General features: G+C 55.7%; 17 protein-coding genes, 1 other RNA gene and 1 pseudogene. 3 read left to right on the plus strand and 16 right to left on the minus strand.

The window, feature by feature from the left end; all coding sequences use genetic code 11:
* Positions 1-6 precede the first annotated feature (6 nt).
* Together AC3ITA_RS03550 and AC3ITA_RS03555 are read left to right on the plus strand one after the other, a co-directional pair.
* Positions 7-2,022, plus strand: a complete 2,016-nt coding sequence (locus AC3ITA_RS03550) for a DEAD/DEAH box helicase (protein WP_489279477.1) — start codon at positions 7-9, stop codon at positions 2,020-2,022.
* Positions 2,015-3,205 (plus strand): GIY-YIG nuclease family protein, encoded by a 1,191-nt coding sequence (locus tag AC3ITA_RS03555; protein ID WP_489279479.1) that lies wholly within the window; start codon positions 2,015-2,017, stop codon positions 3,203-3,205. Before AC3ITA_RS03550 ends, AC3ITA_RS03555 begins: the two co-directional genes overlap by 8 nt.
* A gap of 438 nt (positions 3,206-3,643) precedes the next feature.
* Here the strand turns inward: AC3ITA_RS03555 and AC3ITA_RS03560 are convergent, their stop codons facing one another.
* The 8 genes from AC3ITA_RS03560 to AC3ITA_RS03595 form a co-directional block, all read right to left on the minus strand.
* Positions 3,644-4,783, minus strand: a complete 1,140-nt coding sequence (locus tag AC3ITA_RS03560; RefSeq protein ID WP_489279480.1) for a hypothetical protein — start codon at positions 4,781-4,783, stop codon at positions 3,644-3,646.
* Positions 4,780-5,277 (minus strand): DUF4365 domain-containing protein, encoded by a 498-nt coding sequence (locus tag AC3ITA_RS03565; RefSeq protein WP_489279481.1) that lies wholly within the window; start codon positions 5,275-5,277, stop codon positions 4,780-4,782. The genes AC3ITA_RS03560 and AC3ITA_RS03565 overlap by 4 nt, the downstream gene beginning before the upstream one ends.
* A 205-nt stretch (positions 5,278-5,482) precedes the next feature.
* Positions 5,483-5,662 carry a hypothetical protein gene (locus tag AC3ITA_RS03570; protein ID WP_047299684.1) on the minus strand — a complete coding sequence of 60 codons (180 nt, stop codon included), beginning with the start codon at positions 5,660-5,662 and terminating at the stop codon, positions 5,483-5,485.
* Positions 5,663-5,735: 73 nt separating this feature from the next.
* Positions 5,736-6,011, minus strand: a complete 276-nt coding sequence (locus AC3ITA_RS03575) for a hypothetical protein (protein WP_489279482.1) — start codon at positions 6,009-6,011, stop codon at positions 5,736-5,738.
* Positions 6,008-6,988, minus strand: a complete 981-nt coding sequence (locus tag AC3ITA_RS03580; RefSeq protein ID WP_489280746.1) for an integrase domain-containing protein — start codon at positions 6,986-6,988, stop codon at positions 6,008-6,010. The genes AC3ITA_RS03575 and AC3ITA_RS03580 overlap by 4 nt, the downstream gene beginning before the upstream one ends.
* A complete protein-coding gene (locus AC3ITA_RS03585) occupies positions 6,966-7,337 on the minus strand; it encodes a hypothetical protein (protein ID WP_489279484.1) in 372 nt (123 codons plus the stop codon). Before AC3ITA_RS03585 ends, AC3ITA_RS03580 begins: the two co-directional genes overlap by 23 nt.
* Entirely contained in the window at positions 7,321-8,721 is a 1,401-nt protein-coding gene (locus AC3ITA_RS03590; RefSeq protein WP_047299687.1) for a YfjI family protein, read from the minus strand. Before AC3ITA_RS03590 ends, AC3ITA_RS03585 begins: the two co-directional genes overlap by 17 nt.
* A 1,129-nt stretch (positions 8,722-9,850) precedes the next feature.
* Positions 9,851-11,212: a hypothetical protein gene (locus tag AC3ITA_RS03595; protein WP_058432160.1), complete on the minus strand. Its 1,362-nt coding sequence runs from the start codon at positions 11,210-11,212 to the stop codon at positions 9,851-9,853.
* Between the two features lie 356 nt (positions 11,213-11,568).
* Here AC3ITA_RS03595 and AC3ITA_RS03600 point away from each other — a divergent pair, with 356 nt between their 5' ends.
* On the plus strand, positions 11,569-12,921 hold the full coding sequence (locus tag AC3ITA_RS03600; RefSeq protein ID WP_489279487.1) for a hypothetical protein: 1,353 nt from the start codon (positions 11,569-11,571) through the stop codon (positions 12,919-12,921).
* Positions 12,922-13,536: 615 nt separating this feature from the next.
* Here AC3ITA_RS03600 and AC3ITA_RS03605 read toward each other — a convergent pair.
* The 8 genes and pseudogenes from AC3ITA_RS03605 to AC3ITA_RS03640 form a co-directional block, all read right to left on the minus strand.
* Positions 13,537-14,793 (minus strand): integrase domain-containing protein, encoded by a 1,257-nt coding sequence (locus AC3ITA_RS03605; RefSeq protein WP_123405104.1) that lies wholly within the window; start codon positions 14,791-14,793, stop codon positions 13,537-13,539.
* Between the two features lie 187 nt (positions 14,794-14,980).
* Positions 14,981-15,377, minus strand: a transfer-messenger RNA (tmRNA) gene (ssrA, locus tag AC3ITA_RS03610).
* A gap of 94 nt (positions 15,378-15,471) precedes the next feature.
* Positions 15,472-15,750, minus strand: coding sequence for a hypothetical protein (locus AC3ITA_RS03615; RefSeq protein ID WP_095942419.1), 279 nt, complete (start codon positions 15,748-15,750; stop codon positions 15,472-15,474).
* Positions 15,751-16,080: 330 nt separating this feature from the next.
* On the minus strand, positions 16,081-16,353 hold the full coding sequence (locus AC3ITA_RS03620; RefSeq protein WP_095942418.1) for a hypothetical protein: 273 nt from the start codon (positions 16,351-16,353) through the stop codon (positions 16,081-16,083).
* A gap of 200 nt (positions 16,354-16,553) precedes the next feature.
* Positions 16,554-19,365, minus strand: a pseudogene (locus AC3ITA_RS03625) (FAD-binding and (Fe-S)-binding domain-containing protein).
* Positions 19,362-20,033, minus strand: a complete 672-nt coding sequence (locus tag AC3ITA_RS03630) for a LutC/YkgG family protein (protein WP_150672222.1) — start codon at positions 20,031-20,033, stop codon at positions 19,362-19,364. The pseudogene AC3ITA_RS03625 and the gene AC3ITA_RS03630 overlap by 4 nt, the downstream one beginning before the upstream one ends.
* Entirely contained in the window at positions 20,033-21,487 is a 1,455-nt protein-coding gene (locus tag AC3ITA_RS03635; protein WP_095942415.1) for a LutB/LldF family L-lactate oxidation iron-sulfur protein, read from the minus strand. Before AC3ITA_RS03635 ends, AC3ITA_RS03630 begins: the two co-directional genes overlap by 1 nt.
* The gene (locus tag AC3ITA_RS03640) at positions 21,484-22,308 is read right to left on the minus strand and encodes a (Fe-S)-binding protein (protein WP_150672220.1); all 825 of its coding nucleotides are present in this window, start codon (positions 22,306-22,308) and stop codon (positions 21,484-21,486) included. The genes AC3ITA_RS03635 and AC3ITA_RS03640 overlap by 4 nt, the downstream gene beginning before the upstream one ends.
* Between the last annotated feature and the right edge of the window lie 11 nt (positions 22,309-22,319).

The raw sequence follows: 22,319 nt of genomic DNA on the forward strand, positions 1-22,319 counted from the left end.
TTGGGCATGCGTACCATGCAGGAACGAGCCTATACCAAGCGCGGCGAACAGTACCTACTGATCAAGTCACCCCCGGCATCAGGTAAGTCCCGCGCCCTGATGTTTATCGCGCTGGATAAGCTGCATAACCAGGGTTTGCAACAGGCAATTGTCGTGGTGCCCGAGCGCTCCATTGGCGGCAGTTTCGCCGATGAGCCGCTGAGCAAGTTTGGTTTCTACTGGGACTGGCAAGTGGCTCCGCAGTGGAACTTATGCAATGCCCCTGGCATCGATGAGCCGCGAGTGGCCAAATCCAAGGTGGACGCCGTACGCGCTTTCCTGAAAAGCACCGACAAGACACTGGTCTGCACCCATGCCACCTTCCGCTTTGCCGTGGAAGAGCTGAGTATCGAAGCCTTCGACAACCGCCTGATCGCCATTGACGAATTCCACCACGTTTCCGCCAACCCGGATAACAAGCTGGGCAGCCAGCTAAGCGCGTTCATAAGCCGCGACAAAGTGCACTTGGTGGCCATGACCGGCTCCTATTTCCGGGGCGACAGCGAGGCGGTGCTGGCCCCGGAGGAAGAAAACAAGTTTGAGACCGTGACGTACACCTACTACGAACAGCTCAACGGCTACCGCTGGCTCAAGTCGCTAGATATTGGCTACTTCTTCTACACCGGTAGGTATGTGGATGCGGTCGCCAAGGTGCTGGATCCGGCGCTGAAAACCATCGTCCACATTCCAAACGTAAATGCCCGCGAGAGCCTCAAAGACAAGGAGCGAGAGGTCAACGAGATCATGAGTTCGCTGGGCGATTGGCAGGGTGTCGACCCTGCCACCGGCTTCCACCTGATCAAAGCCAAAGATGGTCGTACACTGAAAGTGGCTGACCTGGTGGATGACAGCGATGCGTCCAGGCGCTCCAAAGTGCTCAGTGCACTGAAAGACCCTGCGCAGAAGAACAACCGCGACAACGTGGATGTGATCATCGCACTGGGCATGGCGAAGGAAGGCTTCGACTGGATCTGGTGCGAGCATGCGCTGACCATCGGCTACCGTTCGAGCCTGACCGAAATTGTACAAATCATTGGCCGCGCCACGCGTGATGCCGAGGGCAAGGAGCGCTCGCGCTTCACCAATCTGATCGCTGAGCCTATGGCCGACCAAGCGGCTGTAGCTGAAGCGGTGAACGATATGCTCAAGGCTATTTCCGCCAGCCTGCTGATGGAACAAGTGCTCGCCCCGCGCTATGCGTTCACCCCGAAAGATACCGGGCCTAAAGAAGGCTTCATTTACAACGGTGGCGAGGGCTATCAATCAGGTGGCACCAATATGGGCGTGAACGAAACAACAGGCCAATACCATGTAGAAATCAACGGCCTGACCACGCCGCAAAGCACAGAAGCCACGCGCATCTGCAAAGAGGACTTGAACGAAGTGGTAACCAGCTTCCTGCAGGACAAAACCGTGCTGGAACGCGGCCTATTCGATAAGGAAAACACCCTACCCGAAGAGCTGACCCAACTGCGCATGGGCAAGATCGTGCGCGAGCGCTACCCCGACTTGAGCGACGTCGACCAGGAAGCAATCCGTCAGCATGCCATCGCTGCCATGAACATTACCCAGCAGGCCAAATTGATGTTGGCTCAGGCCGATGCCAACGAGAGTGACACCTTACAAGGCAGTACGGCCCTGCTGGAAGGCGTGCGCAAATTCGTTAACGTGCGCGATCTAGACATTGATCTGATCGACCGCATCAACCCCTTTGATGCCGCCTATGCAGTGCTGGCGAAGGCGATGGATGAAAAATCCCTGCGCCAGGTGCAGGCCAGCATTGCAGCCAAGAAGGTGAGCATTCCCGAAAACGAAGCACGAGACCTGGCAATGCGCGCCCTGCAGTTCAAAAACGAGCGTGGCCGGCTGCCAGACATCAACTCCGCCGATGCCTGGGAGAAACGAATGGCTGAAGGCGTGGTTGCGTTCGCACGTTATCGTGCCCAAGCCAAAGCGGCGCAGGGGGAATCCGCCAATGGCTAAAATGAATGATGACGACCTGCTAAATGCGCTAGGGGTAGAAATGCCCTCGCTTAAGACAGCCACTCGAACCCCTCGCGAAGAGCGCATCATCGCTGGCTTCGAGGACATTCAGCGCTTCCATCAGATCCATGGCGGCGCCCCCCTGCATGGCGAAGACCGCGACATCTTCGAGCGCTTGTACGCCGTGCGCCTGGATCAGTTGAGAAAGTTACCCGAGGCGCAAACCCTACTGGCAGACTTGGATAGCCACGGCTTACTGTCAGGTGCCGCGGTAGCCACGGTAAATGTGGATGACCTAGATGAGGACGCCTTGCTCGCCGAACTGGGCATCGGCAGTGAGTCGGTCCACCAAGACGACATCACCGTGCTGCGGCATGTGCGTTCCAGTGCGGCAATAAAGGCGGCAGAAGAGATTGCCGCACGGAACCCATGTAAAGACTTTGAGAGATTTAAGCCGCTGTTTGATGAGGTGGATGCAGGCCTCAAACGAAAACTATGGGTAACCAAGCCCTTTGGAAAGAACGCCAGCATCGAGGCTGGGGACTTCTTCATTCTGAGCGGACTCATTGCCTATGTCGCCGAGGTGGGAGATACCTACAAGACGCCGAATGCGGAGACGAATGGGCGGTTGCGCGTCATCTACTCCAATGAAACAGAAAGCGATCTGCTATTACGATCCTTGCAGCGTGCGCTCTACAAAGACAGTGATGGACGTGCAGGGTCTCGGATCGTCAAGGTAGATTCCGGCCCACTGTTCAGCGACATAACCGAGCCGGACGATATCGAGGCTGGCACTATCTATGTACTGCGCAGCCAGTCTAGTCACCCATTCGTAGCTAAGCATCGCGAGCTGATCCATAAGATCGGCGTGACCGGTGGAAAAGTAGAAACCCGCATCGCCGCGGCGGATAAAGATGCCACTTACCTGCTGGCAGATGTGGAGGTGGTCGCTACTTACAAGCTGCACAACCTGAACCGGACCAGGCTGGAAAACATCTTCCACCGCCTGTTCGGTGCGGTACAGCTGGACCTAACCATCGAAGACCGCTTCGGCCATCCGGTCAAACCTAGGGAGTGGTTCCTAGTGCCGCTGCATGTGATTGATGAAGCGGTTGAGCGCGTTCGGGATGGGTCGATTACCAATTTTGCGTACGATCCGCAAACAGCTCGCCTGGTCAGATAAAGCTCAACAGTCAGCTCCGGGAGCAAACCTGCCTGTTCCCCGGGCAGGCAGATAGGGCGTTTAACGACGTTTCCTTTGGGTCGAGAGTCGCCTCCCGTGAGTGACAGCTCCCGACCGAGGCTGTGTGAAAACGCATGCACCGTTTTGTAGTCTGCGTTGCTACGTAAAATCTGTCGGCGTCTGGTTAGTTCCCAGACCTGAAATTTACTTAGGAACGCGATTTTCGCTCCGATTCTGATTTTCAAACTTGCTCTAAAATGTTTTCACACAGCCTGGACCCATTGCAGCCATTCGCAAAAGCTGGTGGACAAGAAAGCACTGTCCATCCTACATAGCCCTCAAGCCCGCGCAGGGTGGAAAGCCGCGGAGCGTTTTCCACCAATGGTCACCCAGACTACCTCGTTACGACCCCTTTAACCGACTACCAGCTTGACTTAGTCAGAAGGGAAACTCACCGTTCGATAGGACCCGAAAGCCTGATGGATTTAGTAGCTTCGAGCTTCGAGCTGAAACATGAAGATCGCCAGTGCATTGAATCGCAGCTTTCTGCTTATGCGCATTAACGGCATCCATGTACTCATCAGGCCCAAGCTGAATAGAAACATGCTTTTCAATCTCGCCAATCATCGTCGCAACTGTGATGGTACCCGTCTCGTCATTCAATGGCCTGTCCAATCGTTTGATGGAACCTATAATAGTCCGCGCTGGTAGGACATAATTGTCTTTGTAATAGGCTGAAGCGTCCCCAATTTTGACGACGCTCTCTACATCAAATCTAAATGATTTAATTTGTGAAACGGTTTCAGGGCGATGCGATGGGGTGATTGAAATCTCAAAACCTCGCTTCTTTTCTGCCCCGCTGAGTCCTATAAGTGCATCGCACATATTGGAGCTTGCCCCGCTAGTAACTGCCGCATCAAATACGGTGAGGTCCCCAACTGATGAGAATTTATCGATCGCAAGGGTAAGGGCCTCAAGACTAGATGCCAAATTAGCAGTGACAATATTAGACAATGGAACATCTTCAAAAGATCCCTGATCGCTCTGACTCGGCCCAACTGGAGCGATTATATTTACGATGTAACTACCAACCTCGGTCTGCCCCAATCGGAGCGAATCGATGTATGCCTTCACCTCTGGCGATCGCTTCCCCATAAAGTGCCGTCGCTTCGAAGCTGTAGACATCACCGCAGAGGTCATCAGATCACGCGCGCGTATGTTTAGAAGTACACCGTCATTTATCGGAATAGTCCCGGCATCAACGTCGTTATGAAATACACGTATACGGACTAGGTCCGCAAAGTACCCCATGACTTCTTTCAATACGGTTAGAGGCGATCGCACTTCAAGCAGCGATATAGCAATTACTGCATCCACCATGCGGTCTGCGAAGTCTTTAGCAGAAGCTGAACTAGGCAGCAGAATTTCCGCATCGGACTGATCCGTGCCGGATCTATGCCAGATTGACGCCAGCCCTTTGAAGTCGCCATCGCGAAACCAGCCATGGGACAGCATGTAAGTCTCCAATTGTGCTGGAGTTATGTCGTTAAGATGCTTGGCAAGCTCATCCCGTCTCATGCGCTTTCCCCATTACTGGCCAGCGTTAACAGGTGTCGCAAGCTGGTGGTGGTTAGCCGCTGTGTAAGCGGGATCTCAACGGTTACCGACGAGTTATTGCTAGTGCTTGGATAATCCCTGAGTGACAGCCAATAGCAGGTGTTGTGCAGAGTCATGTGTGAGGCATGATGCTCAACCCATAACCCATCATCTTCTGGGACTAATAGCACAACGAGGTAACGCGGACAAATCACGTTACCGCCGCGAAGATCGTCGAAATTTTTACGAGACAGAGGGAATTTGATGACGTTTCCAGACACCAAATTCTGAGAGGTGCATTTCAGCTGCAACTGAACCATGGGGTTCCGGAGCAGGCCGGTAAATCCCTTACCCGAAAGTTGGATGTCGATACTGTCGTCGTCAACCATCAGTTGACTTGGGTTAAGCCCTGCTTGGGCTGCCATTGCGTGCACATAAGCAATATTGAACTGCTCTTTCCTCTTGCCTGCATCCATACGAGCTCAACTCTATCATTCGTGCCCCTAGGGGGAGCTTTCATTATCTGCAGACTTTAGCGGAAACAGACTAGATCGGCTTTGCTTTTTTCAGGCGCTTCCGGATGTCTGCTTCTGGCCGATTCTGTTGAAAAAGTCGGTTTTTTCAGAACAGCGTAGGATGGGGGGATGAAAGCGCCTCTTCAGCACGTTTCTACTTGAAATCTCAGCCAGAAAGGGCTCTGCGGACATTCAAGATTTTAATCTCCGACGCGTACTTTTTCTGCCTCAAAAAACTTCGGCCGACTTTTTCCACACGATCGGCCGTTTTCGGCCTGTCACGACTAACCAGTTTGGGTTGTTGTTTGCCATTGCGGCGGTGTTCTTCGATCAGGTTCATCAGCACGAGTATTTCCCTGCTGAGATAGATGACGGCGTACAAGTGAACCTGGAAGGCTGCCCACCGCTCGATTCGAGCGTCAGATCACCATTTCTCGGTCATTCCATAATCGTTTCCAAATCAAAAGGGCGGTAAGTCGATAGTAATACCGGGTGGCGGAGGAATGGTCTTTCAGGTGCTGAGTGAAGAACCAGCGCACATGCTTGCGCTGCCAGGTCCAGGGATTGTCTCGCTGCCATCGCTGTTGAATGGCTGCTTGCATGATGCGGGCTTGCCGTAGGTGACGCTGCTGCGTGACTTTCGAGCCGGTCAGTACGCCGCTCAGGAACAGCGCCATATCGAAGGGTTTGGTCATGATCGACCTCCAATGTAGGCCGAAACCACATCGATCCGGTTATGCCCGAGTTCAGCGCTGATCTGTTGGCGCGCCTGTTGATCAAGGTCGCGGTCAATGCAATAGCAGTGGCCACCATTGACCGGAGCGGCGTGCCCCGTGAGCTGCTCGTAACGTTCGCAGGCGTAGGCTGCTCGCAGTTCATGGAAACCCTTCAGCCCTTGTTCATGCAGCGTTTCTCGGGCAGGGAGCAGGGTCCGTTGCAGAAACGCGGCGTAGCTTTCGTCGCGGGCCAGTAAGTTGCGGCTGCGGGGCGGCGATGCCTTACGAGCAAACTGCAGGGCCGCTTTCACCTCTTCATTTGCCACAATCCATCGCGGCGCTGAAGCCCCTGAGCGGCCGCCTTTGGTGCCGTCCTGGATGTTGATGCGGCCTAAGTGTTCGGCTTCGCGGTGCAGTCGTGGCAGGTCAGCCAGGATCGTTTCGCGCAGGCGCATACCGGTTGTTCGGGCCAAAAGGACAATCGCCGCCACCCGTTCGTGTTGCTGTTTGCCTAGCGCCTCGAGTACTCGCCGCATCTGTTGGTGGTCTTGGCCATCCGGCGCGCGGGTGCGTACGCTCGAGCGCTGCAGTCCTAACGCCTGGCTCGGGCTGGCGATCCTCACGTCCTGATCACCGCGCAGCGCAGCGAGGGTGCGGTTGACACTGCTCAGGCGGTTCTGCGCGGTCGCGATGCAGAGTTCGCCTTGCTGGATCTGCTGGCGCAGGTAAGCGGCGTAGTCTTGCAGCGTCCGGCGATCGATCTGGCGTGCATCGTTGTAACCGGGGCCGTCCTCTGACCGGCACCAACGCACGAATGCTTGCCAGCGATCGCTATGCGCTTTGACCGTGGCGAAGTGGCCACCGGCAAACAGATCCTTGAGCGCTTGTGGGCCGGCGTAGCTCAGCTGGCGGCCATAGCCAAAGTTGCGCCCCTCACGCCGACCGACCAGTGCCATCATCATCACCGTTTTCGTTTGTTTGCAGAAAGAGCAGCAGGGCTTTCCAGTGGGGGCTGAGCCTTTCCACCTGCTGCCAGTGTGTCGGGCGGATCAGGAGGGCGTTCTCCTGGTGTTGCAGCAGTGCCCCTTCCTCACGCAGTTGCTCGATCAGCCGGGCGAGGTTGGCAGGCTCAAAGGGTGGTGTGGCGACAACGGCGACAGTGGCGACAACCCGCGTCGTTTCTGGCCTGGCGCGTGGCGACAGGGTAGCGACAGAAGCGGCGACATGCCGCGACTCAGGTTGCGGTTGGTGTTGCGGTTGGTGTTGCGCTTGGTAGCGGCGCACCGCGTCATTGAGGCGGAACATGGCGGACCTCGAAAGTTTTTCCGTCGCGACTGCTCAGCCAGCGATGAGTGATCAGCACGACCAATAAAGAGGCGGTATGGTCAGCGCTCTTGCGGGCAAAACGAGGGCCGTTGCGATTGACGTCGCGGATGGTGAAGTGGGTCCAGCCTTTCTGCATCAGCCAGCGCAGCAGCCGATCTGCTTCCTCGCGTCGGCTATTGACCGGCTCTTGTTCGGTCAGGCGCTGAATCTCGGCCAGGTAGTAATCCATCAGCGTGGAGGCGCGCTGGATGTGGGCTTCGTCCAACGCACTAGCCTCTTCAACCATGGCCAGCACGCCCGCGATACGCAGTACATTCGCCGCCGCCTTGCTCGCGACAGGCTGGACGCCGGCCAGCTCGCCGAACTCGCCAGACTGGCACTCGATGGTGTCGTGAATATCAATCCAGGCCCGGCGGGCACGGGCAGTCAGCTCCAGGGTGGCGGGATGGAGTGAGCCGTCCTTGTGAAGCGACCAGGGCTTTTGCAGTAGGGCGGTGATCCGGTGTTGGTAGCGCTGGACTTTGGCATCTTGAGTCAGGTCGATCGCCTTATAGAGTCGCTGGCCGGCCAGGCGCTCGGGCCAACTGATCAGGCAACGGCCGAGGATGCCTTGGCCATTGATCACCGGGTCTTTGAACAGCTGGATGGCCAAGTAGGGTTGCAGCATCAGATGCAGGCTGAGGCGGCGATCATAGGCGCGCAGGCTTTCTCCACCCATGGAGCGCGCCCGGTCGATCGGGCTGCCATCCCATAGTGTCGACAAGGTAGTGATCGCCTTGAGCCGATTCTCTTTGCTCATGGTGCTGCTGCCCAAGAACTGGCCACCTTCATCATTGAACAAGCCCATGCTGGGCAAGCCATGGCACAGGCTTTTGACCAGGGCCTCAATGGTCGGCTCGGCAATGATCAATCGCGGCGGTACCGGCTCGGATAGCTCACCGCCTTCCGTATCCGAGTGTTTCTTTGAGGTTTTGGGTTTGGCCATGATGCTGCTGGCTGCGCGATAGGCTTTGAGCTTTTCCGCATACAGGGTCCACTGCTGTCGTTCCCAGTCGCGCGCCGCTTTCAGTGCTAGCTGATCCACCGCGCTTTTGCGATCACCCGAGGACGCCACCGTCAGTAGGTAGAGGGACAGCGGATAGGTTCGACCGTCGAGTTGGGCATTGGCATGACCCTGGCTCGCCAAGGCCGTGGTAGCCAGCACCGATTGTGCAGCCATGGCGCAGGGCACGCCGATAACCTCGGCCAGTCGTTCGACCGCAGGGCCCAATAGTCCCCCGAGTGCTTCGACCGGGTAGGGCAGTGGCGTCTGCTGGTATTCCAGCAATGGTTGTGGTGGCTCGAACGCTTCGCACAATTGCATCGCAATTCTCCTGGGATTATCGACTTCGTCCTCACTCATCCCGCCACGGTTGTTGAGTGTTATCAGGGATCAAGGCCCCTGCGACCTGTGAGGGTTGTTCACTAACGCGGGACTGGCGGCTCTTTACGACCGGGAGCTTGGGCATCTCATGATCTGGCTTCCTGAACACCGATAGCGGTGGGCGGGTGGAGGCTGCACTGGCTGACGAGACCGGTGCCGCGAGATCCTGAGTCGGGTGAAGGCAGCGAGGTGATGACCGGGGCATGCCTGACTGTCAGTCAGGTGCAGTCCATTTCCTGGGCTGCGGCACCGTCATCGGCATCGCTGTTGCTGGTGACTTTTCGGTGTTTGTCACGCCGATTGTCACGTGGGGGAAAGCCGCAAAGGCTCGTGCGAGCAGGGCTGCAGCAGTGTGAGATGCGCCCGTCTCTTTAGGGGGCAAAGAGACGGGCAAAAGGTTGGCGCAAGATATAGCCAAGCGGATAAGTTGCTGCAGAGCAGCCAGGAGGGGGTATGAGTTGCCGCAGTGGGCATTCTTGAAGAAGTGGCATCCATCACATCGCTGTGACCGTGCGAGCCGCCGGACGCTAATCGCACTTGGGGAAAACCACCACGATGTGGCGTAGCCTCAAAGGTTCTGGCTACCTGGCTGCTGTCGAGGACAGCGCTTGTACGGTTCTGGTTTAGCGCTCGTTCTGATCGCGGTCAACAGTATTTTGGGGGCGACTCTTGCGCCAATCGGTAGCGCTGGAAGACCTTGGAGGTCGGTGGTTTTCTATAGTCGGGTGGTCGTTCGTCGGTTTTTAATGTGAGCCTGCGTAATTGCATGGACTTGACCATTTGCATTGTCACTGACCAGTCGAATTGCATTCGACCTGACCAGCACACGCCGTAGTGACGACCGGCGGAGAACGGTCCAGAGTGTGTAAAAACGCAGACACCATTTGAAAGTCTGCGTTGCTACGTAAAATCTGCCAGCACTTGGCTAGTCAGCAGACCTGAAATTTGCGTAGGAATGCGATTTTCGTTCTGGTTCTGACCGTCAAACCTGCTCTAAAACGTTTTTACACAGCCTCGGCCAAAAGCGGACGCTGCATGTCCGCCAAATTTGCTCCCACCGATGGCCAGTTTATTCACTTGGTTCTATTGCAGGTTCAACCCAGCCATTACTCCGAAGGATGTCGAGCACTGGTTCATAGTCTTGGGTCCTATAGATATCCTGGCATCTCAAAAAGAAACGATTCTTCGAGTCGGCAGACGGGTGATTTTCAGCCAACACATTGCGTAATACACCTAATAAGAGGCTGGGTGTTTCTCCCGCGTCCCAGTTTTGAGAATTCTCCATGACCGCGTCTAGCAGTTGACCCACTTGACTGCTATCAAGTCGACCCGCGAAAGGCAAAATGAGCCTTCGGAAATTATCCTCTGAGCCACGGAAGCCCCCAGAATTGCCGTATATAGCAATTCCGCGAGTCCAAAGCTCGGGGATTGGCCGCTGCGCAACTGCATCAATTAGGGATCTCGCGTCAAGATCAGCAATAACATTCAGCAAAGCAGTACGAAATTGTGGAAGTCTTACACCCACGAGAATGCGATAGTCACTCAACGTGCCGGGGTCTAAATTTGCCGCCGTTTCTTGAAGTGCTGTTTGAGTTGAAGCCTGCAATGATTCCCAGAAAATCGGAAATGAGGCTAGGAAAGCAATGGCACGTGGCCGATGTTCCGGTTCGATGTTGTCGATTAGTCTGATGATGGTGGTTGAAACGTCAGGCCAAGTGCTAATTGCACGATCTTGCAAGGCAACAAGTGAAGAAATTATCTTGCTCTGATGCGTTTCCCACTCCAGAGGTACGCCTTTAAGCAAAGATTTAGCAAGCACCGTACCGAAGTTATGAATATTTGTAGTGCGGACACGCTCAAGATAGCGCTGTTCAACGTAGTCAAGAATGTGCGAGTGCTCTGCCGGGAAACCTGGTGATTGAACGTCAACGTTGAAGACATCGAATATTGCTTTGCCTTGTCGAGGCTCGCGAGATAGGACTAAATCAACCACATTTACGAGATGAAGTCGTACCAGTTCTGGCGAAGGCTCAAAAAGCTCAGCCTCTGCCGAGAATGCTGGATGCGCGCAAAGATGGCGATCTTCCCGAAGGCGAAATAGATGCTTTTGAGCGATACTATTAATAACTTGAGTCGTTCGCGTCGCGTGCTCGACAATTTCGCCTTCCAGTTGTAGCAACTTTTTTATGTCATCAGAGGCATTGGCAGTGTCCCATAACTGAACAAATGCTGTTGCTGCTAGATCGCCATGGGCGCTCAATTCACGGTACTTTGCGATTAAGTCGTATACCAGTGCAACCCATGCGGAGGTGAGAGACGCGCGTAATGCCCCGGCTTTGTAGGCTTTGACGGAATCGAGAAAATACTTCTTCGAAGGGGCATGACGGATTCGTGAAATCAAAATTTCTAGATCAATAAAACCAGTGTCCATTCGCGCGGTTTCCTTGGTTGTGATTATTTGAGTAGACAAGCATATCATCAGAGTAGCGCTCCGATTCTGAAAGTATTGATTTAGAGTGAGGCGGGGGTATCCGTGGCGAGCAGAAGCTAAGATTAGCTGATTGTTACCTTGCGACAGCCAGCCCATTCATGGGCCCTTTACAGCCCTCACTGGCATCAGCAATCGGCTAAGAGCTGACACGTCAATCACGCAAGGCTTCCAAAGGTGAGAGTGACTGCGAAACTCGGGACGACTCACGATTTAGAATCATGTAAAAAAACAACTTGTTTTTTTGAAAGTTAATAGAAGAAAATGGCACATGTCGATCAGAGCGCAGAGAGCATCTAATGTCATTTTTAGACGTTTACAAACTTGCACCTAAAGTAATTCAATTGAACATAAAGAAGCAGCATGTCAATATTTTTCTAGGGCTTCTTTGGGACGCATTTAGAGATGAGATTGGTCCTGTAACATGCCAGCACAACTATGGCCGCACCGATAATCCACAGATCTACGAATACAAAGTGCGCTGGACCTCCAGTAAATTCGAAGCTGTTTTGAGTTTTTATAACCATACGTCGCTAGGGTTGAATTGTGCGGAGTTACGACTATTTGATTATGAAAAGAACGTAGCATTCGGAAATTACGCAAATAAAATCACTAATGCCATACTCACGACCAAAGATAGAGTGCTTCAACAAGAGCATAGGGTTGGCTTCGATTACTATGCGAAAATTAAGGTTTTATGTGGCAGTGTTTTGTCTGGGAACTACCATGTCGACAAACTTGGAATGCTTTTGATTGCCTCGTCGCGTGGGTGTGATCTTATTTTTCCTGCGCAATATAGAGCGGCGAAGTCGGAGTTCGATTACGAGGCAAAGAAAAATGCCATTAAATATGTTTCAGCGTTGACGGTATTATCTCAAGAGCTTTTTTTGATCTCGGAGAATGATGATGTTGTTGCGATTTCCGCTGAAAATTTCCAGCACTTGGTTGAAGATACTGAATTTTCTGGAAAGTATATAAACGATACTCCATTGTATGGTCTTCACGGAGCAAAGTTAGGGATGCCTTCTGGGCCGGATAGCGTAGTAGACGTTAGCGAAGTTATTATGATGGAACGTAGGGATTTTAGATTAGATGGGTTTCTATGTTTTCCTGCAAGGCTTGGAGAGTTGATAGGGCATATTGACAGTGATTTAAAACGGCGCCAGGCTTCCAAGAGATTGCACGATGCATTGCGTTTCAGAGATATTCACGAGCGATACGCTGACGGTGATTTTGGTGTTTCATATGAGCTTATAGCTTATGTTGCATCCATTGAAGCGCTTCTTGATCACTCTAAAACTGAAAATCAAATCAATTGCCGAAAATGCGACACACCATTGATTATTGATGAATATAAAATAAGTCAGAAATTTAATGACTTTGTCAATACCTATGGAGGAGGGAGCGAGGCCATGAATCGAAAATTTAAAGAACTATATGGTCATCGCTCAAAATTTGTCCACACCGGCTTAGAACTCCATGCCTCCAACGTGCTGCGTCCTAACCGTCCGTTAATACTCGAAGGAAAAAATCATGTCTCAAGTGTCCCGAGTTACTATTACAATATACATGAGTGGACTGGATTCCTATTGAGAGTGTACTTTTACTTTACAGCCTACCAATCCAGTCAAGCTGACTCGGACAATCTCTGACTAGCAAGGACTCCAGGGCTAGCCACTCAATTAAGGTTTCGGCTAATTATTGCCTTTCGCCACCGGCAGCTTTGGGCCCAGGCTGTGTGAAAACGCATGCACCGTTTTGAAGTCTGCGTTGCTACGTAAAATCTGCCAGCGTTTGGTTAGTCAGCAGACCTGAAATTTGCGTAGGAACGCGACTTTCGTTCCGATTCTGACTGTCAAACTTGCTCTAAAACGTTTTCACACAGCCTCGGTCGGTTGCAGTCCTTCAGTGCTTGGCTGACGCACTCGCGCTGAGTGGCACCCGCTGACCCCCATCAACTGCAAGCGGCTGGTCAGCGCGAATGTAAATGACTGGTCAGTGGCAATGCAATTAGGTGGTCAAGTGAGATGCAATTACGCGGAGCCCATGCGAGTGGGAATGCGGAGCCTTCCCGCTCGCGTGGGCTTGGCCGAGGAAGCTCAAAGAGCGAGGCTTGCAGCGGCGACAGTCGCCACTTCTGTCGCCATGCTGCAGACCAGGTATTACGCAGGTTGTCGCCGGTGTCGCCGGTGTCGCCGCTGTCGCCAAATCAACCATCACTCCATCTGAGGGTTCATTTTCGGTTACTGGCGGAGTCCGGTGAGCACTCACCGTATCGGCACGACGTTGCGGTCCCTGGTTTGATTGATGGCCGATGCCGACAGGCTGCCGGTTGCCGCCTTCTGGATATGTTCACTCCACCAAGCCATCATCGGACGCCGGCGTTCGATGTAATCCGTCCGGTTGTAGGCGCTACGAACTTCGTCCTTGTCGACATGCGCCAGCGCGACCTCGATCAGCTCCGGATCCCAGCCATGCTCATTCAGGATGGTGCTCGCCATCGAGCGCAAGCCGTGGCTGACTAGACGGTCCTGAAAGCCCATGCGCTTCAATGCCATGTTGGCGGTCTGGCTATTGGCATGGGTGCGGGGATTTCTATCTGAGGGGAACACGTATTCTCTGTTACCGCTGAGTTGCTTGAGCGTCTCCAGTAACGAAATTGCCTGATCGGTAAGAGGGATTGTGTGCGGCCGACGCTTTTTCATGCGCTCTGGCGGAATGGTCCAAATGCGCTTGTCGAAGTCGATATCTGCCCATCGTGTGGTGGCTGCTTCGGCAGGGCGGGTCATCGTGTGCAACTGCCATTCGATCAGGCAGCGGGTCGTGCGCTTGATACTTGCGTTCGCGATTTCCATCATGAGCTCGGGAAGCTCCTCAGGTGGTAGCGCAGCCATGTTCTCTTTCTTGGGTTTCTTGAACACCGCCCGAATTCCATTGAGGGGGTTCGCAAATATCAGCCCGGAGTTGACCCCGTAGGTCATGATCTCGTTGAGTCGTTGGCTCAATCGTTTCACGGTTTCGAGGCTCCCTTTGGCCTCGATTGGGCGAAGGATTTTGATAACCATCGGAGCAGTGATTTGAGAGAGCGGCGTTGTTTTCATGCTTGGGAAAACATGGAGCGTCAGCGATCTCCAAATGTCTTCGGCGTAGGCTTTGGTTACGGAGTCTTTCTTCAGTTCGAACCAGGCAGTGGCCACCTTCTCGAAAGTGTGTTCAGTCTCAGCAAGTTTGGCTTGCCTCACCTCATCACGCTGGGTTTTGGGATCAGTGCCCAAAGCGAGCAACTCACGCGCCTCTGCGGCTTTCTTCCGGGCATTGGCTAGCGAGAGGTCGGGGTATGGACCAAGCGCCATGTTGATACGGCTTCTGGTCAACGGCTCGCGGTAATTGAAATTCCACATCATCGAGCCGCTCGCGCGGACTCGAAGCTGCAAGCCATCGCCGTCGCTGAGGACGAAGTCTTTACCAGTTGCCTTGACCGCCTTGAGCTGGCGATCGGAGAGGCGGGTTGCGTTAGTAGGCATGGGGGCTACCTCCAGCACCGTTTTGGTATCCTGAAAATAGCATTTGGTAGTCCGGGATACCACCTGGGATACCAAAGCGCCTGGAACTCAGAAACTCTCCAAAGACCCCCCAAGGCGCCGAACCCCCTGTATTCATTGGATTTCAGGCACAAAAAAAGACGTCCGTGGACGTCTTTAGATGATGAAGTGGTGGAGCCGGGGGGATTTGAACCCCCGTCCGCCAGTACTCCGCTGTCGGTACTACATGCGTAGCCGTGTCTATTAAGTTAACCCTCAGCGACCCGACGGGCAGGGTGCTTTGGGCGAGTTGTGTAAGTTTTAGCCGCTTCGTCCACAACGTACTGCACGGCGATTCTGTTCTATATGACAATCACTTTGGGTTTACAGACATCCCCTGGTGATTGCTGGACCCGAAGGTACCAGAAGCTCAGGGCTAAGGCTGCTTACGCAGCGAGAGCGAATTCCTGGCCGTAGTTTTCGTCATTGGCAACTATAAGTAGTTGCAACAGTGGATTTACGAGTTCTGTTACCAACTCGGCATGCACCTAAAGTTTCGCAACCGGCGTCGAATCCTAAACGGCCCCGAGCCTGATGCTCTGTGAATCAAGTGAGCAGCAGGCCTGTACAGTGTACGTCATCACGCCCCGGAAGGCCAACCCGAAGGTTGACCACTACAGATCATGGGTTTGGCTGGTTGCTCTGACTGCCCGCGAGTGCCAATGCCTGGGTGGCCTCGATGACGCATTTATTGTCGTCTCCGGAGGCTTGTGAGGCTTCGGCGCTGGACATCAGCCTTTTGATCTCCATTGAGGTGTTTGTGGCGGTCGCCGGCAGCGCATTCACTTTGCCTTTGAGCTCTTGCAACTTGCTCGTACAAAGGTTGTTGTCCGCGGCAAATACAGGAGAGGCCAGCATGGCAGCAGCAATGAACAGGCCAGCGAGTGTGGTGCGTTTCATGGGTATCTCCTTGAGCTGATGGTCTCGGTGCTGCCGTATGAGCGGACGGTCAAGCCGAGCCCGAAGAATCAGCCACGATCTGACGGGGCCTACCTCAAAGACTACGATTCAACGCAAGAATTCGGTTTTTCAGACAATGTGCCGAGCTTTTGCAGCGACGGGGGTTACACATTTCCAGACCCCGGATGCAACAAAACCCGCAACTGGCGGGTTTTGGTTTGCTTCGTATCGGGCGCAGCCGGGCTTTGAACTCCCGGCTGCCAGTACTCCGTTGTTGATGTACGCCAGCGCGGCCCGGAAGGCCAACCCGAAGGCTGGCCATGAACCGGGTTACTTCCCGCCTTTTTTCGCGTCAGTGACGGCCTTGATGATGTCGTTGGTCTCGGCGACGCAATCATCAGTGCCTTCCTTGGTGCCTTTTGCCTGGTCGGCTTTGGCTTGCTCGACGGAGGCTTTTACCTGCTCAGTCATTTCCGGAGGAATCTGTGCCTTGCCGTTTTCGATGGTTTTCAGGTTGACCGCGCAAAGGTCTTCTGCAGCAAACGAAGTGGAAGCCATGATGGATGCAGCAACGAACAAACCTAACAGCACAGAACGATTCATGTGTTTCTCCTTGAACTGAAGGACCAGCATTGCTGGCTATCAAATCGGTCTACCGAGTTTTGGGAAGGTCCCGCATTGGCGGGACTTGATCAGTGGACTGCGGCGGCACATCAGGGTTCTTTTTTCTGCTGTAGAACTGTTGATTCCGGCAAGAAGCATCAAGGAGGGCGCATTGATGCGCATGCCTTGATGTCCAGATTTCAGGGCTCCCTAGCCTGGGTAACGCGGTCCACCAGATAGACTAGTCCGTGGTAGTCAATGCCGCCATGTTGCGTCAGACCGATCTCACAGGTGCGGCTGGTGGAAATCCCTTCGCTGCACTGTTGCACCGCGTCCTTGAGCGTGCGCAGCGAATGGGCGTTCAGCTCCGGGGTGGTGAAACCCTTGTCGCCGGCGAAGCCGCAGCAGTGAATGCCTTCGGGAATGATCACGTTTTTGCTGCATTTGCGTGCCAGATCGATCAGCGCCTGGCTTTCCCCGAGGTGCTGGGTGCTGCAGGTGACGTGCACGGCGATCGGCGCTTCCTGAGGCGTGAAATCCAGGCGATCCATCAGGTGCGTGCGGATGAAACGTACCGGGTCGTACAGGTCCAGACGGACTTCACCGAGGTCTTGAACCAGGCGCAAGGTGCAGGGGCTGGTGTCGCAGTAGATTGGGTCGAGCCCGCCACGGCTGGCGTGAAGCAAGGCGCCGATCAGTTCCTGACGTTTGTGCTCGGCTTGTTCGGCGTAGCCTTTGGAGGCGAATGGCTGACCGCAGCACAGGTTGTCGAGGTTGGCCGGGAACACCACTTGATATCCGGCCTTTTCCAGCAGGCCGCGGGTCTTGTCGTGCAGCGACATTTGCTCCGTGTCGCCTGCTGCCGGCCCCATGGCGCGGGATACACAGGCCGCCAGATAGACCACGCGCGGGCGCGCGTCCGTCACTGTCGGGCTGAAGCGGATGGCTTTTTCCGGTTGCGGCATCGCGTTGGTCCATTGCGGGACCTGACCCTTGGACAGGCGCGTCAGCGTCGCCGACAACTTCGCCAATCTTGGCGCTCCCAGCAACATCCGCGCGCCATTGGCCACGTGCAGCGTGAAACGCGCCCCTTGCAGTGCCGTGGCGAAGTTTCCTTCAAGCCAGTTGGCGGTTTTCGTATGCGTCGCTTTCCGGCTGCGGAGCTTTTTCACCAGCTCGCCGGTATTGATGCCTACAGGGCAACGTTGTGCGCACAGGCTCTGTCGCGGCGCAGGTATCGATGCCTTGATAGTCGTAGGCGGCTTCGAGGTCGGACGTATCGATGCCCGCGCGTTTTTTCGCCTGAATGTCGCGCCAGATCACAATGCGTTGGCGCGGGCTCAGGGTCAGGCCTTTCGACGGGCAAACCGGTTCGCAGAAGCCGCACTCGATGCACTTGTCCACAATCTCGTCAGCGGCGGGCAAGGGCTTGAGGTGCTTGAGGTGGATCTGTGGATCGTCGCTGAGCACCACGTCCGGGTTGAGAATGCCGTTGGGGTCGAGCAGTCGTTTGAGTTGCCACATCAACTGGTAGGCATCGCTGCCCCATTCCAGTTCAACGAAGGGCGCCATGTTGCGCCCGGTGCCGTGTTCGGCTTTCAGCGAACCGCCGAACTCCACCGCCACCAGTTGCGCCACGTCGTCCATGAACGCTTGATAGCGTGCGACTTCTTCCGGGCTGTTGAAGCCTTGGGTGAAGACGAAGTGCAGATTGCCTTCCAGGGCGTGTCCGAAAAGGATCGCTTCGTCGTAGTGATGTTTGTCGAACAGTTCGATCAGGCGGTTGACGCCGATGGCCAGTTGTTCGACCGGGAAGGTGACGTCTTCGATGATCACCGTGGTGCCGGTCTTGCGCACTGCGCCGACGGCCGGGAAGGTGTCTTTGCGGATGGCCCAGAGGCGGGCGTTTTCCTGCGGGTCTTCGGTGAAGTCGACCTGCTTTTCCACCGGGAACGCCTTCAGCGACGCCATGATCTGGGCCAGTTGTTCGTGCAGCAAGGTGGACGACGCGGCGCGGGACTCGATCAACAGCGCACAGGCATTATTCGACAGATGCTGTACGAAAGCGGGCATGCCGGGTTTGTTCTGTACCGAGCGCAGGCTGCGTCGGTCCAGCAGTTCCACGGCTGACACCGGTTGGCTTTTCAACACAGTGACCGCATTGCAGCAGGTCTCGACATCCGGGAACACAATCAGGGCCGAGGCCTTGTTCGGGTGGTCGATCACGGTGTCGTAGGTCACGGCACTGATGAACCCGAGCGTGCCCTCGGAGCCCACCAGCAAGTGGCTCAAGATATCCACAGGCTCGTCGAAATCCACCAGGGCATTGAGCGACAGGCCGGTGGTATTTTTCAGACGGTATTTGTGGCGAATTTTCGCAGCCAGTTCGGCGTTTGCCCGGGTCTCGCGTCCCAGGGTCGCCAAGCGCTCCAGCAATGCGGCATGGCTTTGGCGAAATGCCGTGACGCTGGCGGCATCCTCGGTATCGAGACGACTGCCGTCGGCCAGCACCAGACGAATGCCGGCCAGGGTGTGATAGGTATTTTGCGCCGTGCCGCAGCACATGCCGCTGGCATTGTTGGCGACGATGCCGCCGATCTTGCAGGCGTTGATCGAGGCCGGGTCCGGACCGATCTTGCGCCCGAACGGTGCCAGCCAGGCATTCGCCTGGGCGCCGATCACTCCCGGTTGCAGGCGGATTTGCGTGCCCTGGTCGCGAATCTCGCGGCCGTTCCAGTTATCCCCCAGCACGATCAGCACCGAGTCGCTGATGGCCTGGCCGGACAGGCTGGTACCGGCGGCGCGGAAAGTCACCGGCACTTGATCCCGTTGCGCCAGTCGCAGCAGCGCCACTACTTCGTCTTCGGACTCGACGCGGATCACCAGTTGCGGAATCAAACGATAGAAGCTGGCGTCGGTGCCGAAGGCCAGGGTCGACAGCGGGTCATCGAAACGTCGTTCTGGTGGAATCAGTTGCTGTGCATCACGCAGGAAAGCGGCCGGTAGACTCATTGGTCCTCCAGGATCAATACCACCAGGTCTTTCGGGCCGTGGGCGCCGTACGCCAGCACTTGTTCGATGTCGGCGGTCTTCGACGGGCCGGACACCAGCAGCGCGTTGGTCGGCATGCCCTGGGCCCACTCGAATTCCTGCTGCACCTGATAGAAGTTGTCGCGGATTTCGCTGGCCTTGAGCAGGGCGAAATGCACCGGTGGCACCAGGCTCATCAGGCGTGGCTCTTCCCGTGTCGGCCAGAGAATCAGGCTGCCCGTGGCAGCGATGGCGCCGAGGGTGGTGGTCAGGCTCGCCGGGGTGTCGTTGAACAGTTCGGCTTTCCATTCTTCAACCGGGCGGTCGTAGGCCTTGAGCATTGGCAGGTCGGGATTGTTCGCCCAGTGTTGCGTGATCCGTTGACCGTGGGGCGTTGTCGGTGCGATCAGCAGGCTCGGCAACTGGCGGTCTTGCAGCAATTGCGCGAGAAGCGTTGGCCACTGCTCACCGGACGTCAGATGAATTTCCGTATGCACCGCTTCCATCAATTTGCGCAGTTGCGCAATGCGTTGCTCAGGCGCGTAGGTGTAAGGCTGGGTCACCAGATCGACATCAAAGTTGTCAGCCACTGGCGTGGTGCCTGTCAGGCTTTTACGCAGTTTGGCGAGGATATTTTGCTTGGCGCTCATCAGCGGTCTCCCTGTTTGGCCAAATGTTCGCGGGCCATGTCATGCAGCGAGCGGGCAGCGGGTTTCGGTGCGCTGTGGTTTTGCGTCCATGGGCCGACGTTGCTCGGCGTGAGGGCGCGCAACCGGGTGGCGAAGAAACCGAACAGGCGATACAGCGTCGGCGAGCTGTTGAGCTTCGCCCAGGCGTTCCAGATGAACCGCTCTTTGCGTGAGTACTTGCTGCCCTGACCGCGCATCACTTGATGGGGGCTGTCCGGGGCCTTGACGTTTTCTTCCCGCAGGCGTCGCAGCAAAGCAGGGATCGGGATTTTCACCGGGCACACTTCACCGCAGGCACCGCACAGCGACGAGGCGCTCGGATGATCCGGCACTTTCGCCAGGCCAACCATGTGTGGGGTGATGATTTTTCCGATAGGGCCGGGGTAAACCTCCCCATAGGCATGGCCGCCGATTCGGGTGTAGACCGGGCAATGATTCATACAGGCGCCGCAGCGAATGCAGTTCAGGGTCTGGCGCAGTTCGCTGTCGGCAAAGGCCTGGCTGCGGCCGTTGTCGAGCAGTACCAGATGCACTTCCTGCGGGCCGTCGAGTTCATGCTCCTTGCGCGGACCGGAGATCATGTTGACGTAGGTGGTGATCGGGATGCCCAGGGCCGAGCGGGTCAGCAGCGACAGCAGCGGTACTACGTCGCGCAGGTTTTCCACGACTTTTTCGATGCCGGTGACGGCGATGTGCACGGGTGGCACCGTGGTGGTCATGCGACCGTTGCCTTCGTTTTCCACCAGCAGCAAGGTGCCGGTTTCGGCCACGGCGAAGTTGACGCCGGAGACACCGATGTCCGCTTCGAAGAATTTCTGCCGCAGGACTCTGCGGCCGATCTGAATGAGTTGGTCAACGTCCTTGGTGTATTCCACGCCAAGTTTGTCGTGGAACAAGGACGCGACCTGACCGGCATTCTTGTGGATTGCCGGCATGATTATGTGTGAAGGCTTCTCGTGGTCGAGCTGGACGATGTACTCGCCCATGTCCGATTCCAGGCATTCAATGCCCCGATCAGCGAGGAAGTGGTTCATCTCCATCTCTTCGCTGACCATCGATTTGCCCTTGATCACTTGCCGCCCCTCGTGAGCGCGGATGATCGAGAGGACGATGCCATTGGCCTCGTCCACCGTTTCCGCCCAGTGCACTGTCACACCGTTGCGGGTCAGGTTCTGTTCCAGTTGTTCGAGCAGGTCGGGCAACTTGGAGAGCGCGCGGGCACGGATTGCATTGCCCAGTGCGCGCAAGTGTTCTCTTTCATGGGCATCGCTGAACGCCGCTGCCCGTTTGGTCATCAATGAATCCATCGCCTTGCGAAAGTTGCCTCGCAATTGCGCGTCACCCAGCGCCTTGTGGGCGCGGGTTCGGAAATCTTCTTCTACGGCGACCGTAGGAATAATCGTCGAGGTGCTCATTTCGCACCTCCGGTTCGCTGCCAGAGGAAACTGGCCAGATGCTGACCGCGCAACGCTTCCTGCTGCTTTTCCAGCGAGCCGTTGATGTTCATCAAGCAGCCGCAGTCGGCACTCAATACCTTGTGCGCGCCGGACTCCTTCAGCGCCCGGGTCTTGTCAGCCACCATCGCGCCGGAAATGTCTGGCATACGGACGCTGAATGTCCCGCCAAAGCCACAGCACTCACTTTCGTGATCGTGATTGACCCGCTCCACATTGCTCAACTGCGCCAACAACTCGCGGCCGTGCAGGTGGGTGTTCATCTCACGGCGTGCCGAACACGAGGTATGCAGCGCCACTTTCACCGGCTCGCCGCTGTCCTTGAGCTGCACCTTGCAGACAAACAACAGGAACTCGGCCAGCTCAAAGGTTCTGGCCGCCAGGGCCTGGACCTGTTCCAACGTGTCTGGCTCGTCCTTGAACAAGTCAGCGTAATGTTCGCGCAACATGCCAGCGCAAGAACCTGACGGCACCACCACCGGATAGTCGCCGGCAAACAGCGCCAGTTGCGAGCGCGCCACGGTCCGTGCCTGTTCGGTGTAACCGGAGGTGTAGGCCGGTTGGCCGCAGCAGCTTTGCCCTTGCGGGTATTCGACACGAATGCCTTCGCGCTCCAGCAGGTGGATCGCATCCATCCCGGCTTGCGGGTAGAACAAATCGACCACGCAGGTCCCGAACAGGTAGACCCGTGACGGTTTTTCGCTGGGGTATTGCCGAGGCTCGGGCAGTGGCGGGGCGACACGGGTCGCATTCGGCACGGCGTTGTAAAAAAGCTCGCTCATCAGGCGGTCTC

This window comes from Pseudomonas sp. GL_090 (genome assembly GCF_057837765.1).